This is a genomic window from Micromonospora sp. WMMD734, from assembly GCF_049178975.1.
GTDB lineage: Bacteria > Actinomycetota > Actinomycetes > Mycobacteriales > Micromonosporaceae > Micromonospora > Micromonospora wenchangensis.
The window spans coordinates 5,777,976-5,794,961 of record NZ_JBMHMK010000001.1 but is presented as its reverse complement, the minus strand read 5'-3'; the positions used below and the strand labels follow the sequence as shown (position 1 = coordinate 5,794,961).

Annotated in this window: 14 protein-coding genes; 10 read left to right on the top strand and 4 right to left on the bottom strand. The window is 73.9% G+C overall.

Features of this window, described 5'->3' with window-relative positions:
• Positions 1-260: 260 nt before the first annotated feature.
• A complete protein-coding gene (locus ACN267_RS25115) occupies positions 261-1,307 on the bottom strand; it encodes a DUF4192 domain-containing protein (RefSeq protein WP_204958324.1) in 1,047 nt (348 codons plus the stop codon).
• Between the two features lie 153 nt (positions 1,308-1,460).
• Between ACN267_RS25115 and ACN267_RS25110 the strand changes: the two genes are divergently transcribed.
• The 5 genes from ACN267_RS25110 to ACN267_RS25090 all read left to right on the top strand — a co-directional run bounded on the left by ACN267_RS25110 (position 1,461) and on the right by ACN267_RS25090 (position 8,215).
• Positions 1,461-2,375 (top strand): fructosamine kinase family protein, encoded by a 915-nt coding sequence (locus ACN267_RS25110; protein WP_421489777.1) that lies wholly within the window; start codon positions 1,461-1,463, stop codon positions 2,373-2,375.
• Positions 2,372-3,385 carry a GTP 3',8-cyclase MoaA gene (gene moaA / locus ACN267_RS25105; RefSeq protein ID WP_281901680.1) on the top strand — a complete coding sequence of 338 codons (1,014 nt, stop codon included), beginning with the start codon at positions 2,372-2,374 and terminating at the stop codon, positions 3,383-3,385. Before ACN267_RS25110 ends, moaA begins: the two co-directional genes overlap by 4 nt.
• Before the next feature lie 2 nt (positions 3,386-3,387).
• Complete coding sequence (locus tag ACN267_RS25100; protein WP_204958327.1) at positions 3,388-3,633, top strand: MoaD/ThiS family protein; 246 nt, start codon at positions 3,388-3,390, stop codon at positions 3,631-3,633.
• 12 nt (positions 3,634-3,645) lie between these two features.
• Positions 3,646-4,893 carry a metallophosphoesterase gene (locus tag ACN267_RS25095; RefSeq protein WP_204958328.1) on the top strand — a complete coding sequence of 416 codons (1,248 nt, stop codon included), beginning with the start codon at positions 3,646-3,648 and terminating at the stop codon, positions 4,891-4,893.
• A 127-nt stretch (positions 4,894-5,020) separates the two neighbouring features.
• Entirely contained in the window at positions 5,021-8,215 is a 3,195-nt protein-coding gene (locus ACN267_RS25090; RefSeq protein WP_421489776.1) for a UvrD-helicase domain-containing protein, read from the top strand.
• Between the two features lie 98 nt (positions 8,216-8,313).
• Here ACN267_RS25090 and ACN267_RS25085 read toward each other — a convergent pair whose 3' ends face one another.
• Positions 8,314-8,997 carry a prepilin peptidase gene (locus tag ACN267_RS25085; RefSeq protein WP_281901673.1) on the bottom strand — a complete coding sequence of 228 codons (684 nt, stop codon included), beginning with the start codon at positions 8,995-8,997 and terminating at the stop codon, positions 8,314-8,316.
• Positions 8,998-9,008: 11 nt separating this feature from the next.
• Positions 9,009-9,983, bottom strand: coding sequence for an EamA family transporter (locus tag ACN267_RS25080; protein WP_204958330.1), 975 nt, complete (start codon positions 9,981-9,983; stop codon positions 9,009-9,011).
• A 76-nt stretch (positions 9,984-10,059) separates the two neighbouring features.
• On the opposite strand from ACN267_RS25080, the gene ACN267_RS25075 reads away from it, so the two are divergent.
• The 3 genes from ACN267_RS25075 (at position 10,060) to ACN267_RS25065 (ending at position 13,951) form a co-directional block, all read left to right on the top strand.
• Positions 10,060-10,656 (top strand): LppU/SCO3897 family protein, encoded by a 597-nt coding sequence (locus tag ACN267_RS25075; RefSeq protein WP_239485262.1) that lies wholly within the window; start codon positions 10,060-10,062, stop codon positions 10,654-10,656.
• A gap of 21 nt (positions 10,657-10,677) precedes the next feature.
• Complete coding sequence (locus ACN267_RS25070; protein ID WP_421489775.1) at positions 10,678-12,561, top strand: LppU/SCO3897 family protein; 1,884 nt, start codon at positions 10,678-10,680, stop codon at positions 12,559-12,561.
• A 148-nt stretch (positions 12,562-12,709) separates the two neighbouring features.
• The gene (locus ACN267_RS25065; RefSeq protein WP_204958331.1) at positions 12,710-13,951 is read left to right on the top strand and encodes an ATP-binding protein; all 1,242 of its coding nucleotides are present in this window, start codon (positions 12,710-12,712) and stop codon (positions 13,949-13,951) included.
• Positions 13,952-14,023: 72 nt separating this feature from the next.
• Here ACN267_RS25065 and ACN267_RS25060 read toward each other — a convergent pair whose 3' ends face one another.
• Positions 14,024-14,569 carry a GNAT family N-acetyltransferase gene (locus tag ACN267_RS25060; RefSeq protein ID WP_421489774.1) on the bottom strand — a complete coding sequence of 182 codons (546 nt, stop codon included), beginning with the start codon at positions 14,567-14,569 and terminating at the stop codon, positions 14,024-14,026.
• Between the two features lie 202 nt (positions 14,570-14,771).
• Between ACN267_RS25060 and ACN267_RS25055 the strand changes: the two genes are divergently transcribed.
• Both ACN267_RS25055 and ACN267_RS25050 read left to right on the top strand, forming a co-directional pair.
• Entirely contained in the window at positions 14,772-15,317 is a 546-nt protein-coding gene (locus tag ACN267_RS25055) for a DoxX family protein (protein ID WP_204958333.1), read from the top strand.
• A 204-nt stretch (positions 15,318-15,521) separates the two neighbouring features.
• On the top strand, positions 15,522-16,964 hold the full coding sequence (locus tag ACN267_RS25050; protein ID WP_204958334.1) for a glycosyltransferase 87 family protein: 1,443 nt from the start codon (positions 15,522-15,524) through the stop codon (positions 16,962-16,964).
• Positions 16,965-16,986: the final 22 nt, after the last annotated feature.

The window sequence follows — 16,986 nt, the reverse complement described above, 5'->3', positions numbered from 1 at the left end:
TGTCGCGTCAGGGAACGACCCGGCAGGTGCCGACCGTGTCCGCTCCAACACCATGCCGCTGACAGCAGCATTCCTGTCAGGCATAAATATGACTGCCAGTCATATCTCTCTCCGAGACCACCTAGCCTCGACCCTCCTCACCGGCAGTGACCCTGCTGCCGGCCGGGCCATCGAGGCCGGCGGGCCGCCGAGATCAGCAGGTCGACGGGGCCGGCAGGGCCCGCCCGAGTCAGCAGGCCGCCAGTTCAGGGGCCGCTGGGTCAGCGGGGGCGGCGGGGCCGGCGACGGCGGCGGCGCAGCACCTCCGACTCGGTCACGGCCGGCCACCCGTCCAGGTCGGACGGCGGAACACCACGCCGCAGCAGATCGTCGAGGAGCCGGGCGAGGGTGTAGTCGGGGCGGACGGCCAGCGCCCGCTCCAGGGCCACGGCGGCGAGCGCACCCTGGCCGGCCCGCCACGCGGCGAACGCGAGCAGGCAGGCGGGAGCGGGCACCAACTCCTCCTCGGCGCGGCGCAGCACCTCACCCCAGAAGGCGATGTCCTCCTCCCGGCCGTCGGTGCGTTCCCACGCGTGGTCGCGTACCGGCAGGTGGGTCAGGAGCAGGGTCAGCCAGGCCACCTCGTCGTCGGTGAGCCGGTCGCCGCGCCGGTGCCGGCGTTGCGCCTGACGTACCGCCGTGGTGCCGGCCCTGCGGATGGTCCGCTCGCCGAACTCGTCGGTGTCGGGGGCCTCCTCCAGCAGACCCAGCAGGCGACGTTCGGCCCGGTCGCCGGCTTGGCGCAGGGCACCCCGGTCGACGCCCCCGGCGGGAAGAACCTGGGCGGTGAGTGCCGCCCGGTCGGGGAGCGCAACCTGACCGGCGTAGACCGCCGCAGCGGCGACCTGGCTGGCGTCCGGGTCGTACGGGGTGCCGTCGGGTGGGCAGCAGTCAGGCGCTTCGCAGAGGTAGGACCAGTAGCGGCGATCTGTCACCCGCAGCGCGTCGAGCACGGGCAGGCCGAGGTCGGCCAGCGCCGACCGGACGGCGTCCACCGCCGGGGTGACCCGTTCGGGCGGGCCGAACCCGATGACGGTGGTGGATTCGGCGTCCTGCCGACCGATCACGTCACCGAGATGTCGCGCCGGCAGGGCCGGATCGGTGCCCGGTCCGGGCAGGTCGGCACGGGCGGCGAAGACGATCCGCCGGCCCCGCATCGCCACCACCACCATGCTGTCGACGGGGTGGAAGCCGATCAGGTAGGGCACGGCGGTGATCAGGTCGGCGGGTGAGCGGACGGTGAGCCGGGGGCGGTCGGTCGCGTTCATGTCCGGCAGCGTGCGGTGGGCGGGCACCGCTCCGACAGGCCCTGTGGACGACACACGGGTTATCCACAGATACGGAGAGTATTTGTGCAGGTCGGTGCGATTCTGGAGGTTACGCGGCCCACCGGGGTCGGTCCGAGCGGCTACCTTGCGCTCATGAACCTGGCGTACCTGCGGGCGCACCCGGAGCACCTGCCCACCTTCCTGACCCACCAGCGCATCCGCGAGACCCCGGTGGCGGGCGGGGACAGCTGCGTGGCCTCCCGGTTGACCCTGGACGACGGCCACTCGGTCTTCACCAAGACCTGGCCGGAGCGGACCGGTCGCCAGGTACCGGCGGGCTTCTTCGACACCGAGGCCGCCGGGCTGCGCTGGCTGCGGGAGGCCGGCGCGGTGGCCGTACCGGAGGTGGTGGTGGCGCTGCCGGAGCTGCTGGCGCTCGACTGGGTCGACCCCGGCGAGCCGACGCCCGACGCGGCCGAACGGTTCGGCCGGGAACTGGCCGGCACCCACCGGGCCGGGGCCGACCGGTTCGGGGCGACGTGGCCCGGGTTCATCGGCACCCTCGCGCAGGACAACACCCCCGACGACGGGCCGTGGCCGGACTGGTTCGCCCGGCGACGGCTCCTGCCGTACCTGCGGATGTCGGTCGACGGCGGTGCCCTCGACGGCCCGGACGCCGCGCTTGTCGAAGACGTGGTGGCGCGGATCGGCGAGTTCGGCGGCGACGAACCGCCGGCCCGGCTGCACGGCGACCTGTGGCCGGGCAACCTGCTCTGGGGTGCCGACGAGCGGGTGTGGCTGGTCGACCCGGCGGCGCACGGTGGACACCGGGAGACCGACCTGGCCCAGCTGGCGCTCTTCGGTGGGCCGCCGCACCACGACCGGATCATGGCCGGCTACCGGGAGGCGTGGCCGCTCGCCGACGGATGGCGGGAACGGGTGCCCCTGCACCAGCTGCACCTGCTGCTCGTGCACACCGCCCTGTTCGGCGGGGCGTACCGCGATGCGGTTGTCGGTGCCGCCCGAGCGGCGCTGCGGGGCGTCGGCCGCGCTACGGTCGACGGGTGACCGCCGCCCCGACGACCGCCGGCGTCCTCGTCGACCGGTACGGCCGGATCGCCCGGGACCTGCGCGTGTCGCTGACCGACAAGTGCAACCTGCGCTGCACCTACTGCATGCCTGCCGAAGGGTTGCCCTGGCTGGCCGGCCCGCAGCTGCTCACCGACGCGGAGATCGTCCGACTGGTCCGGGTCGCGGTGCAGCGGCTCGGGGTGACCGAGGTGCGGTTCACCGGGGGCGAGCCGCTGATCCGGCCGGGGCTGGTCGGCATCGTCGCCGCCGTGGCGGCGCTCACCCCCCGGCCCCGGATCTCGTTGACCACCAACGGTCTCGGCCTGGACCGGCTCGCCCCGGCGCTGCGCGACGCCGGGCTGGACCGGGTGAACGTGTCGCTGGACACCCTGGACGCGGCCCGGTTCGCCGCGCTGACCCGGCGGGACCGGCTGCCCGACGTGCTCGCCGGGCTGGCCGGGGCCGCCGCCGCCGGGCTCGCCCCGGTGAAGGTCAACGCGGTGCTGATGCGCGGGGTCAACGAGGACGAGGCGCCGGCGTTGCTGCGGTTCGCCCTCGACCACGGCTACGAGCTGCGGTTCATCGAGCAGATGCCGTTGGACGCCCAGCACGGCTGGGACCGGGCCACGATGGTCACCGCCGACGAGATCCTCACGTCGCTGGCCGCCGGGTTCGCGCTCACCCCCGACCCGGCGCACCGGGGTGCCGCCCCGGCCGAAACCTGGCTGGTGAACGGCGGGCCGGCCCGGGTCGGCGTGATCGGCACGGTGACCCGGCCGTTCTGCGGCGACTGCGACCGGACCCGGCTCACCGCCGACGGCCAGATCCGCAACTGCCTGTTCGCCACGGAGGAGTCCGACCTGCGTGGCGCGTTGCGGGCCGGCGCGGACGACGCCGACATCGCCCGCCGCTGGCAGGCCGCCACGGTGGTCAAACGGGCCGGCCACGGCATCGACGACCCGACGTTCCTGCAACCCGTCCGACCCATGTCGGCGATCGGAGGCTGAGGGTGGACCTCACCGTCCGGTACTTCGCCGGCGCGCGGGCCGCCGCCGGCCGCAGCGAGGAGACCGCATCCGCCGGCCGCCCGCTGGACGAACTCCTCGGCGAACTCGCCCAGCGGCACGGCCCTCGGCTGGCCGCGGTGCTCCAGGTGGCGAGTTTCCTGGTCGACGGGGTGGCCTGCCACGACCGTCAGACACCGTTGCCGGCCGGGACCACGATCGACGTGCTGCCCCCCTTCGCGGGCGGCTGAGGAAGGGCTGCCGTGTTGGCGATTCTGGGGTTCGTGGGCACGCTCGCCCTGATCACCGGCCTGATCCACTTCTACCTGTGGAAGCGGCTGGTCAAGGACACCACCGGGCCCGGCCGGTGGCGACGGGTCGGCACGGTCGTCGCGCTCCTGCTGGCAGTGCTCGTCCCGGCGACCATGGCCGGCACCCAGATCGCCGGGGCGTTCTGGCTGGCCTGGCCCGGTTACCTCTGGCTCGCGGTGATGTTCTACCTGCTGATCGTGCTGGTGGTGCTGGAAGTGCCGATGGCGGTGGCCCGGCTGGTCCTGCGCCGCCGCAGCGCCGCCGCCGAGGCGACCACGGCCGCACCGGAACCGGCGCTGGTGGGTGCGGCCGGCGGCGTCGACCCGCCGGCCGCCGAGGCGGTGGACCACCCCGACCACGACGAGTCACGACGGTTGCTGCTCGCCCGGGGGGCCGCCATCTTCGCCGGACTCACCGCCGCCGGCATCACCGGGTACGGGGTCCGCACCGCACTCGGCCCGCCGCAACTCGACCGGGTACGCATCCCGCTGGCGAAGCTCCCCCGCAGCATGGACGGGCTGCGCATCGCCACCGTGTCGGACATCCACCTCGGTCCGTTGCGCGGCCGGGTACACACCGAGCGGATCGTCGCGATGATCAACCGACTGGACGCCGACCTGGTGGCGGTCGTCGGTGACCTGGTCGACGGGTCGGTCGCCGAGCTGGGCGAGGCCGCCGAGCCGCTGCGTGACCTGCGTTCCCGCTACGGCAGCTTCTTCGTCACCGGCAACCACGAGTACTACTCCGGGGTCGAGGAGTGGGTGGCCGAGGTCGACCGGCTCGGCCTGCGGGTGCTCCAGAACGAGCGGCAGGAGATCCGGGCCCGGGGCGGGGTGCTCGACCTGGCCGGGATCAACGACGTCACCGCCGACGGTACCGGCGTCGCCGGCCCCGCCGACTTCACCGCCGCGCTCGGCGGCCGGGACGTCGACCGCCCGGTGGTGCTGCTCGCCCACCAGCCGATCGCCGTGCACGAGGCGGCGAAGTTCGGCGTCGACCTGCAACTGTCCGGGCACACCCACGGTGGGCAGCTCGCACCGTTCAATCTGGCCGTCAAGCTGCAGCAGCCGGTGGTCTCCGGCCTCGGCGAGGTCGACGGCACCAAGGTCTACGTCACCAACGGGGCCGGTTTCTGGGGTCCCCCGGTCCGCGTCGGCGCACCGCCACAGGTGACCCTGGTCGAGCTGCGCGCCCCGTGACCTGCCTGGTTGGTCGGTCAGCCCGGCTCATACCTCGTCCGGGCGGTGGAGTCCAGCACCGGATTGCTCTCCTCACGCGTACGCGTGGCGGCAGGCGGGTAGTGGACCAGCCGTGACAGGATGCGGCGTGCCTCCGTTCAACGCCGCTCCCCCTGGTGGCGTCCCGCCGTTCGTCGCGGACCTGCACATCCACTCGAAGTACTCCCGCGCGTGCAGCCGCGATCTCACCCTGCCCAACCTCGGTTGGTGGGCCCGACGCAAGGGCATCGGGGTGCTCGGCACCGGGGACTTCACCCATCCCGCCTGGTACGACCACCTGCGGGAGACCCTGCAACCGGCCGAGCCCGGCCTGTACCGGCTCGGCCCGGAGGCCGAGGCGGACATCGCCAGGCGGTTGCCGCCCCGGCTGGCCGACGCGGCGGAGGCCGACCCGGTCCGGTTCATGCTGAGCGTGGAGATCTCCACCATCTACAAGCGGGACGACCGGACCCGCAAGGTGCACCACCTGATCTACCTGCCCGACCTGGACGCGGTGGCCCGGTTCAACACCGCGCTGGGCCGGATCGGCAACCTCGGCTCGGACGGCCGGCCGATCCTCGGTCTGGACTCCCGGGACCTGCTGGAGATCACCCTGGAGGCCAGTGAAGACGGCTACCTGGTGCCGGCGCACATCTGGACACCGTGGTTCTCCGCGCTCGGCTCCAAGTCCGGCTTCGACGCGATCGCCGACTGCTACGCCGACCTGGCCGAGCACGTCTTCGCGGTGGAGACCGGGCTCTCCTCCGACCCGGCGATGAACTGGCGGGTCGGCAGCCTGGACCGCTACCGGCTGGTCTCCAACTCCGACGCGCACTCCCCACCGGCCCTGGCCCGGGAGGCCACCGTCTTCTCGTCGGCCCGCGACTACTTCGCCATCCGCGACGCCCTGCGGACCGGTGACGGGCTGGCCGGGACGATCGAGTTCTTCCCCGAGGAGGGCAAGTACCACGCCGACGGGCACCGGCTCTGCGGCGTCAACTGGTCGCCGGAGCGCACCCGGGCGGCCGGTGGGCGCTGCCCGGAGTGCGGAAAGCCGCTGACCGTGGGGGTGCTCAGCCGGGTCGAGGAGCTCGCCGACCGGCCCGACGGGCACCGCCCGGAGCACGCCCGCGAGGTGACCCACCTGGTGCCGCTGGCCGAGATCCTCGGCGAGATCAACAAGGTGGGCCCCCGGTCCAAGAAGGTCGAGGGGAAACTCAACGAGCTGGTCGCCGCGCTCGGCCCGGAGCTGGAGATCCTCACCCGTACCCCGGTCGACGAGATCGGCCGGGTCGGTGGGGAGCTGCTCGCTGAGGGCATCGGCCGGCTGCGTCGGGGCGACGTGCGCCGGGTCCCCGGCTACGACGGCGAGTACGGCGTGATCACCCTCTTCGACCCGGCCGAGCTGGGCGGGGCCGCCGGCTCGGGGCAGGAGACGCTGTTCGACGTACCGGTGCCGGCGCAGCGCAGGCCGCCGGAGCCGGCGGCGAAACCGAAGGCCAAGCGGCCGACGGCGGCCAAGGCCGAGCCGAAGCCGAAGCCCGCGCCGACCCCGCCGCCGCCACCGATCGCCCCGACGCCGTCGCCGCACGAGCCGTTCGAGCCGATGCTCGCCGGGATGGAGGAGGTCGGCACCGGCCTGCTGGACCGGTTGGACGCGATGCAGCGGGTGGCCGCCTCCGCGCCCGGCGGCCCGCTGCTGATCGTGGCCGGGCCGGGCACCGGCAAGACCCGCACGCTGACCCACCGGATCGCCTACCTCTGCGCGGAGCTGAACGTCTTCCCCGAGCAGTGCCTGGCGATCACGTTCACCCGGCGGGCCGCCGAGGAGCTGCGGCACCGGCTCGACGGGCTGCTCGGCCCGGTCGCCGAGGACGTCACCGTCGGCACCTTCCACTCCCTCGGGTTGACGATCCTGCGGGAGAACGCCGCCGCTGCCGGCCTGCCGGAGGGTTTCCGGATCGCCGACGACGCCGAGCGGTCGGCCGCCCGGACGGAGGCCGGCGACGACCCGGCCCGCTACACCGCGCTGCTGCGCAAGCAGGACCTGGTCGACCTGGACGAACTGCTGACCCTGCCGGTCGGGCTGCTCAAGGGCGACAAGAAGCTGGTCCGGGACTACCGGGAACGCTGGCGGTGGATCTTCGTCGACGAGTACCAGGACGTCGACGCCGTTCAGTACGACCTGCTGCGGCTGCTCAGCCCCGCCGACGGCAACCTCTGCGCGATCGGCGACCCGGACCAGGCGATCTACTCGTTCCGGGGCGCCGACGTCGGCTACTTCCTGCGTTTCTCCGAGGACTTCACCGACGCCCGGCTGGTCCGGCTCAACCGCAACTACCGCTCATCCGCGCCGATCCTCGCCGCCGCCGTCCAGGCCATCGCGCCGTCGTCGCTGGTCCGGGGCCGCCGGCTCGACCCGGCCCGGCTCGACCCGGAGGCCCCGCTGGTCGGCCGCTACCCGGCGGCGTCCGTCGCCGACGAGGCCGACTTCGTGGTACGCACCGTCGACGACCTGGTCGGCGGCCTCTCCCACCGGTCGTTGGACTCCGGACGCATCGACGGCCGGTCCACCAGCCTGTCCTTCTCCGACATCGCGGTGCTCTACCGTACCGACGCGCAGGCCGCCCCGATCGTGGACGCCCTGGCCAGGGCCAACATCCCGGTGCAGAAGCGGTCGCACGACCGGCTGCGGGACCGGCCCGGCGTGCTGGCGATCGCCCGGGAACTGCGGCACGCCGACGGCTCCACCGGCGGGCTGCCCGCCCGGGTCCGGGCCGCCGGTCAGGTGCTCGCCGAACGGTTCGCCGCCCCCACCCTGGACGCCGCCGGCACCGTCCGACCCGAGGACGTGCGGACCGCCGTCGACCTGCTCACCCCGCTGGCCCGCCGCTGCGGCGACGACCTGGAACTCTTCCTCTCCCAGCTCGCCACCGGGGCCGAGGTGGACGCGTTGGACCCGCGCGCCGAGGCGGTCACCCTGCTCACCCTGCACGCCGCGAAGGGGCTGGAGTTCCCGGTGGTCTTCCTGGTCGGCGTGGAGGACGCTCTGCTGCCGCTGCGCTGGCCCGGCTCGACACCCGACGACGACGCGATCGCCGAGGAGCGGCGGCTGTTCTTCGTCGGGTTGACCCGCGCGCAGGACCGGCTCTACGTCAGCCACGCCGCCCGCCGGGTGCGCCACGGCACCGAACGCGACTGCCGACCGTCGCCTTTCCTGGACGTCGTCGACCCGGGACTGTTCGAACGGTTCGGTGAGGCCGAGCCCCGCCGCCCCAAGGACCGTCAGCTTCGCCTGATCTGACGGCCCGTCGACCGACCTACAGGGCGAGGTAGCGGTATCCGCCCGCGCTGATGTCGCTCCGTGCGCGATGTTGCTGCCCACCCGTCCCGGGGCGCGGGTCAGGCGAGGAGGGCGGCGAGCCAGGCACCCGCGAGCAGGGCCGGGCCGAACGGCAGGGCGGTGTCCCGGCGTACCCGGCCGGCGGCCAGCAGCGCCAACGCCAGCACCCCGTTGAGCAGGTGCGGCAGCAGCAGGCCGAGCCAGAGGGTGGGCCAGCCCAGCCAACCCAACGGCAGGCCGAGCACCGCCGCCAGTTTCACGTCACCGAAGCCGAGCCGGGACCGGGGCAGCAACGCCAGCACCACGTACAGCAGGAAGGAGAGTGCGGCACCGACCAGCGCGAGCGCCAGGCGGCCGGGAGTGCCGGCGGCGACGGCGGCCACGGTCAGTGCGGTGCCGCCGCCGAGCGCCGCCGCACCCACCAGGGGGTCAGGCAGGCGGAGGCTGGTCAGATCCACCACCGCCAGCACCACTCCCACGGACGCCACCAGCAGGAACGCCGGCAGTGCCGGCTCCGGACCACGCGCGGCGGCCAGCCCGCCGCAGACCACCGCCCCCACCACCGGGAGCTTCCCGTGCCCGACCGACACCGCACCCCGGCCCGGGGCGGGCGGGACGGCACGGGCGACACCGGGTGCGGCGAGGCCGGCCAGGGCACCGAGGGCCGCCGCTGCCGCCACCAACCCGACGGTGGGCAGCAGTGCGGCGGGCAACACGCTCGTGGTCAGCGGGCCGAGGGGCACGGCCGTCGACGTTACCGGCGGGACGGCACCGGGACAGCCCCGCCGACGGCCGGCCGGCGGGGCCGCTCGGTGGTCACCACCAGCGCCACACCTGCCACGATCACCGCACCGCCGAGCAGCACCTGGCCGGTCACCGGCTCGGCGACCAGCAGCGCGCCGAGCGCCACCGCCACCACCGGATTGACGTAGGCGTAGGTCGCGGCCAGCGAGATGGGGGCGTTCGCCAGCAACCAGACGTACGCGGAGAAGGCCACCAGCGACCCGGCCACCAGCAGGTACGCCAACGCGAGCCAGGACCGGACGGTCACCTGGGCCGGCGAGAACCCGCGCAGCTCACCCCGGGCCAGCGACAGCACGGACAGGGCCACCGCCCCGGCGACCATCTCGTAGACGGTGGCGACGAACGGATCGGCGGGCATCCGCAGCCGGTTGGACAGGAACGACCCCACCGACCAGCAGACCGCCCCCGCGACCACGGTCAACGCCCCGACCAGCGGCACCGCACCGGACCCGCCCCGGGGGAGCACCAGCAGCAGCAGGCCGAGGAAGCCCAGCGTCACCCCGGCGAACGTCCACCCCGGCGGGCGGTCCCCGGTGACCGTCCGCAGCAGCACCACCAGCAGCGGAACGGTGGCCACCAGCAGCGCGGCGATCCCCGACGGCACCGCCACCCCGGACGGACCGGACTCGGCGAGCACCACCAGGCCGTTGCCCCCGGCCAGGAGCAGCACCCCCACCAGCGCGGCGGAACCGAGCTGCCGGCGGTCGACCCGCAGCGCACCCCTGCCCCGGCGCAGCCGCAGCACGACCGCCAGCACCAGCGCGGCACCACCGAACCGGGCGGCGGCCGACCCGAGCGGCGGCATCGACTCCACCACGACCCGGATACCGAGGTACGTGGAACCCCACAGCACGTAGACGAGAATCAGTGCCGTCCAGATCAGGGCTGGTCGGGCGGGTGTCGCGGCCGAGGGAGATGAGGTCATCGCAGGACCACGCTACGGTGACCACGTCGGTGGCGTCTTCCGGATAACCGGCATCTCGGCACGCGGGAGGACGGGCATGGCGAACTACGGACCACCGGGGGGTTCCCCGGACCCGTGGGGTGGGCGACGCTCGTACGACCCGTCGTACCGGCAGCCGGAGCCGTACGGGTCGGTGGACCCGTACGCGGTCAGCGGGCCGGCGGCGTACCCGGACGCGCCGACGCCGGGGCGCGGCCGTGGCCCGCTGGTCGCGGTGCTGGTCGTGCTCGCGGTGCTGGTCGTCGGCGGTGGCGTCCTGTGGTACCTGCTGGGCGACGACGACGGACCGACGTCCACGACCGAAGCCGTCCTGCCGACGACGCCTGTCGAGCCGGACGGCGCGACCTCCGGTCCGGCAGCCACCACGCCCGCCCCCGCCTCGTCGGCCGACCCCCGGTTCGTCAAGGCGGGCCAGTGCGTCCGCAACGAGGGCCCGGCCGGTGGCAAGCCCAAGCTGCTGATCGCCCCGTGCGCTCCGAAGACGTACGAGGTGCTCCGCCGTTTCGACGGGGCGACCAGTGGTGAAAGGGACGCCGAGGCGAAGTGCGGCGTGGTGGAGGGCTACACCAACTGGTACTTCTTCGACAGCGAGCTGGACACCCTCGACTTCGTCCTCTGCCTGAAGCAGCGCTGAGCCCACCCCTGGGGAGAGAGATTGTCAACCTTCGGCCCACCCGACTCCGGCCGTCCCGACAAGGAACACCGGCCCACGGCCTCCGAGTCCGAGCCACCCACCGAACCCTTCGGCTCCGAACCACCCACCGCCCCGATCTCCCCGGAACCCGCGACGGAACCCATCGGCCGGTCCGAGCCCGAGCCACCCACCGCGCCCCTCGGGCAGTCCGAGCCCGAGCCGCCCACCGCGCCCCTCGCCCGGTCCGAGCCCGAGCCACCCACCGCGCCCCTCGGGCAGTCCGGGTCCGTGCCCGCAACCGGGGAAGTCCCGGCCGACGACCAGCCGACCGCGCCGCTGTCCGCCGGGCAGGTCCCGACCGGCCCGGACGACGAGCCGACCGCCGTGTCGGCCAGCTCGGCGACCGAACCGGACACCGCCCCGGTCGAGGCGGCGACCGAGCCGATCCGGGCACAGGAAACGGAGCCGCCGACCGTGCCCGTGTCGCGGGAGGCGGACGAGCCGGCCACGGCACCCGTGCCGGCGGTGGAGGAACCCCCGACCGCCCCCATGGCCGCGTCACCGCCGGAACCACCGACCGCGCCGATCTCGGCCCCGCCGGAACCACCGACGGCCCCCCTCGCTGCCGCTACGCCGGAACCGGCAACCGCACCGATGTCGGCGGCCCCGCCGGAGCCGCCGACCGCGCCGATCTGGGCCGGTACGGACGACGCGCCGACCACGGTGCTGCGCAACGAGCCGCCGACGGCCCCCGTGACCGGCGATGCGTCGACCACTCCGATCGCCACGTCACCGGAACCGCCGACCACCCGACTGCCGGTGTCGGGGGCCGGTCAGGCGACCCCGCCTCCACCTGCCGGCGGCTACTCCCCGACCACGCAGCTGCCGGCGGCGACCGGCGGGTACTCCCCGACGACGCAGATGCCGGCAGCGGAGGCCCCCCAGCCACCGTCCACGGCCGGGGCGGGCTACCCACCACCACCCACGTCGGGAGCCGGCTACCCGCCGCCGCCCACCTCGGGCGCCGGCTACCCACCGCCGCCCACCTCGGGAGCGGGCTACCCGCCGCCGGACACCTATCTGCCGCCGACCGGGCAGCCGGCGGCGTCCTCGGGGGCCGGTTACCCGCCGCCGGGGCCGTTCCCGCCCGCCGGGCCGACGGCCGCACCGGCGGCGGGCGCGTTCAACGCACCCGCGTCGCCCCCACCGGTCGGCTATCCCGGCCAGGCCGCGCCGCCACCACCGTCGCCCGGGTTCCCCGGGGCATCCGCGCCCACGTCCGGCTACCCGGGCCAGCCGGCACCCCCGCCGTCCTCCGGGTTCCCCGGGGCGGCCGCGCCCACGTCCGGGTATCCCGGCCAGGCCGCGCCCGGCTTCCCGGGACAGCAGCCGCCGGCCTTCCCGGGGCAGGCCGGGTATCCGACCCCGCCACCGGCGAAGGGACGGGGCGGCCGGATCGCGCTGATCATCGGGCTGGTGGTGGTCCTGCTGCTCTGCGCGTGCGTCGGGATGGGCGCCTGGGTGTTCCTGGCGTCGGATGAGGGCGACGATCCGGCGACCCCGACGAGCAGCTCCGCCACCCCCACCGCGAACGGTCCGACGGGGAGCACCCCGACGGACGCTGCGGAGCCGACCGGGGAACCGACGACCGAGCCGACCCCCACCCCGACCAGGACCGCACAGATCGCCCGGGGCGACTGCGTGGTCAACGACGGTACGGCCAGCGACGCCGAACTGCGCAAGGTGCCGTGCGGCCCGAACACGTACGAGGTGCTGTTGCGGATTCCGGCGTCCACGAACGGGGAGCGGTGCCGGACGTTGGCACCGGAGTCGAACGCCAACTACGTGCACGACAACTCGGTGGACCTCTTCGACTACGTGCTCTGCCTGCGCAAGCGGAGCTGAACAGGAAAGTATGGGGCTGTCTAGCGTGGATGCTAGACAGCCCCATATCCGTGTCGAGAGCTGCCGCCGGGGCGGGCCGGCGACACGCCGGTAGCCCCGTCTACGCATCTCTAGTCCGCCGGCTAGAGGGCCCGATACTGTGCGATGCGTGGATCCGGTCCGCAACCCGTACGCCCCGGGTGCCGGTCAGCGCCCGCCCGAACTCGCCGGGCGGGGGCGGGAGCTGGACGTCTTCGACGTGGTGCTGGAACGGATCGCCCGGGGTCGTCCCGAACGCAGCCTGATGCTCACCGGCCTGCGGGGGGTCGGCAAGACGGTCCTGCTCAACACCCTGCGCTCGCAGGCGATCAACCGGCTCTGGGGCACCGGCAAGATCGAGGCCCGGCCGGACCAGTCGCTGCGCCGACCGGTCGCCGCCGCCCTGCACATGGCGGTCCGGGAACTGGCCCCCCGGCACCGCGCACCGGAGCGGATCGACGCCTTCCTCGGCGTACTCAAGGCGTTTGCGCAGCGCAGCGCGCCGACCACCGGGCGGGCCGGCGCGGCCCGGTTGCGTGACAGGTGGCAGCCCGGCATCGACGTGCCGGCCAGCAGCGGCCGGGCCGACTCCGGCGACATCGAGATCGACCTGGTGGAGTTGCTCACCGACGCGGCGGCGGTCGCCGGGGACGTGGGCACCGGCATCGCCGTCTTCATCGACGAGATGCAGGATCTCGGCGCGGAGGACGTCTCGGCGCTCTGCGCGGCCTGCCACGAACTGTCCCAGCTCGGCGCGCCGCTGATCGTGGTGGGTGCCGGTCTGCCGCACCTGCCGGCGGTGCTCAGCGCCGCCAAGTCGTACTCGGAGCGGCTGTTCCGTTACCTGCGGATCGACCGGCTGGACCGGATCGCCGCCGACCAGGCACTGTGCGCGCCGGCCGGCCGGGAGCAGGTGGAGTACGAGCAGAAGGCCCTCGACCTGCTCTACGAATCGTCAGGCGGCTACCCGTACTTCGTCCAGGCGTACGGGAAGGCGACCTGGGACCATGCGCCCCGGTCACCGATCACCGACGCGGACGTGCGGGTCGCCGCGCCGGAGGCGGAGGCGGAGCTGGCTGTGGGTTTCTTCGGGTCCCGGTTCGAGCGGGCCACCCCTGCCGAACGCGAGTACATGCGGGCGATGGCGACCCTGTCCCAGGTGGCGGGCGAGGTCGACGGCGGTGGTCGGGACGACATGGACGCCGCGGTGCCGACAGCCGAGATCGCCCGGGCGTTGGGCCGTAAGCCGGCGAGCCTCTCCCCGGCCCGGGACGCGTTGATCAAAAAGGGGCTGATCTACTCCGGGGAACGCGGCACGGTCGCCTTCACCGTCCCGCACTTCGGCCGCTACCTGCGCACCCAGCCGGCCTGATCCACGTCGGCCACGCGGCGACCGACCCGCCGGAGGGCCGGTACCGGCCACGGGGGCGGGGAGCCGCCGGGTTCAGACCCGGGACCAGGGGGGCGGGAAGACCACCTCGCCGCGCGGTGGCGGCGGCGCGTCGCTGACCTCCGGCGGCAGCACGAGCGCCTGCCACGGCTCGCCCAGCCCCGACCAGGGGCTGACCAGCCCCATCCGGTCGGCCCGGGTGAAGCCGAACCGCCTGTAGTACGCCGGGTCGCCGAGCACCACCACCAGCCGTTCGCCCAGTTCGGTGGCGGCTTCCAAGGCGGCCTGCACCACCGCCGTGCCGTGCCCGACCCGTTGCCGGTGCGGGGCCACCGCCACCGGCCCTAGCACCAGCGCCGGGACGCGGGTCCGGTCGGCCTCGACCTGCACCCGGGTGAGCAGCGCGTACCCGACCACCTCGCCGCCGTACTCGGCGACCATCGCCAGCTCCGGCAGCCACGCCGCGCTGCCGCGCAGGTCGTCGACGAGCGCGACCTCACCGGGGGTGGTGCGGTCGGGGCGGGCGAAGGCGGCGGCCAGCACCCGGCGGACCGGGCCGGCGTCGGCCGGGCCCTCGGGGCGCAGCCGAAGGGTCGTCACCCGCGCGACGTTACCGGCCGGGGCGCGTTCATCAGCGACGGTCGCTTCGTTCGGCGTGGCGCAGCGCCCGCGCCCGCCGGTACGCGCGTCCGTTCCGCGAGGTGGTGGACGACGACGCACCGGTGCGGACCGTCGACACGCAGACCGCCGCGGATCGGCCATTGCCCGGATAGTGGAGCGTCAAACGGGGTATGACTGAGCCATGAAACCCGTGCGCTCCCTCGCCCGTGTCATGTTGAGCGGCATCTTCGTGGTCAGCGGCGCCCGCAACTTTCAGCACCCCCACCGGCTCGTCCCGGCGGCCAAGCCGGTCACCGACCGGGTCGCGCCGCTGATCCAGCAGGTCGCCCCGCAGCTCCCCACCGACACCGAGACGTTGATCCGGGCCAACGCCGCCGTGCAGTTCACCGCCGGCCTGATGCTGGCCACCGGGAAGTTCACCCGCCCGGCCGCGCTGGTCCTGGCCGGTACGCTGGTGCCCACCACCGCCGCCGGTCACCCGTTCTGGAGCAACGACGATCCGACGACCCGGAACAACAACCAGGTGCACTTCCTGAAGAACCTCGGCCTCTTCGGCGGCCTGCTGCTCGCCGCCGCCGACACCGAGGGCAGGCCGGGTCTGCGCTGGCGGGCCGGTCACCGCATCGGCCACTCCCGACGGTCGGTGGGTCGTGCGGTGCGTACCGCCCGGCGGGAGGCCCGGATCGCCGTCCGGTCGGCCGCCGCTGCCCGCCGGCTTCCCGGCTGACCTGCATCGATTCGGCCACCACCCCCCGTAAGGCCGCGAATTACCTGAACCACCCGACACCCGTTAACGCGGTGGAAATGTCAAAAACTGGTGTGGGATCGGACACGGTCGGATAACGCGGGAGGCAGCAACGTGAGGCGCCGTTCTAGGCTCCCTACCGGACCTGGACGGGTAGGACGACCTTGGTACGGGGGTGGCCACGCCATGCCGACAACCGTCGGTAGACGTGCGGACCGCCTCGCCCCAGTCCGTCGCGCAACGCGTGGGATCGATCGTAGGACAGTCGTACGGATCGGCATCGTGGCCGCCGTCGCCTATGCCGCATGGCTCGCCATCGGTGCTTTCGGGCGGCCGTACAACTTCTTCGACATGAAGATCTACCACGGCGCGGTGGTGTGGTGGGCGAGCGGGCACGAGTTGTACGAGTTCATCGCGCCCACCACCACGCTGGGTTTCACCTACCCGCCCTTCGCCGCGCTGGCCATGCTGCCGATGGCGGGGCTGCCGATCGAGGTGGCCGGATGGGTCAACGCGGCCGGCAGCATCGCCGCCCTGGCGGTGGTCCTCGCCGCGCTGCTGCGTCCGATCGTCGACCGGCTCGGCTGGCCGCTCTGGTTCACCGTGGCCATCGCCACGCCGATGGCCACGGCCATCGAACCGGTCCGGGAGACCCTGGGGTACGGCCAGGTCAACCTGCTCCTGTTCGCGTTGATCATGGCGGACCTGGTGGGCCTGCGCTGGCGTTCCCGGCGGGGCACCCACGGCCGCGACACCGACGGCCCGTTCCTGCGGCTGTTCTACAGCGGTTCCTGGGCCGGGGTCGGCATCGGCCTGGCCACCGCCGTCAAGCTCACCCCGGCGCTGTTCATCGCCTACCTCCTGATCACCAGGCAGTGGCGGGTCGCCGCCACCGCCGTCGGCACCACCATCGGCGTCACCCTGGGCAGCTTCGCGCTGGTCGGCACCGAGTCGCGGGCCTACTTCGGCGGGGTGCTGTGGCAGACCGAACGGGTCGGGGCCGCCGACATGACGCCCAACCAGTCGCTGGCCGGCCTGTTGGCCCGGCTCTACGACTCGATCGAGACGCCCGGCCTGCTCTGGCTGGCGTTCTCGGTGCTGATCCTGGCCGTCGGGCTGTCCCGGGCCGCCAACGCCCGCGCCGACGGCGACGAGTTGACCGCGTTCACCCTGGTCGGGTTGACCGCCAACGTGATCAGCCCGATCTCCTGGTCGCACCACCTGGTCTGGGTCATCCCGGCGATCGTCGTGCTCGCCGACGCCGCCGTGCGCCGCCGTGAGGCGAGCCGGGGGTTGTCGCTGCGTACCGGCCAGCAGGCGTTCGGCGGGCCGCCCGGGGTGAGCGGGCTGCGCCCGCCGATCTGGTACCCGACGCTGACCGGGCTGCGGCACGGGGCTGCTGCGCTCGGGTTGTACCTGCTCTTCCTGATCTCACCGATCTGGCCGTACGAGCACAAGCTCCCCGAGGTGTCGCACTACCAGAACGGCCTGTTCGGCGCGCTGATGGAGAACTCGCTCGCACTGGCGCTGATCGTGCTGGTCGCCGCCCTGCCGTGGCGGCCCGGCGCCGAACCCGCCTTCTACGCCGACCGGCTGGCCCGCGCCACCGCCACCGCCGGCCGCCGCTGACCCCACCGGCCAGCGACGCTCA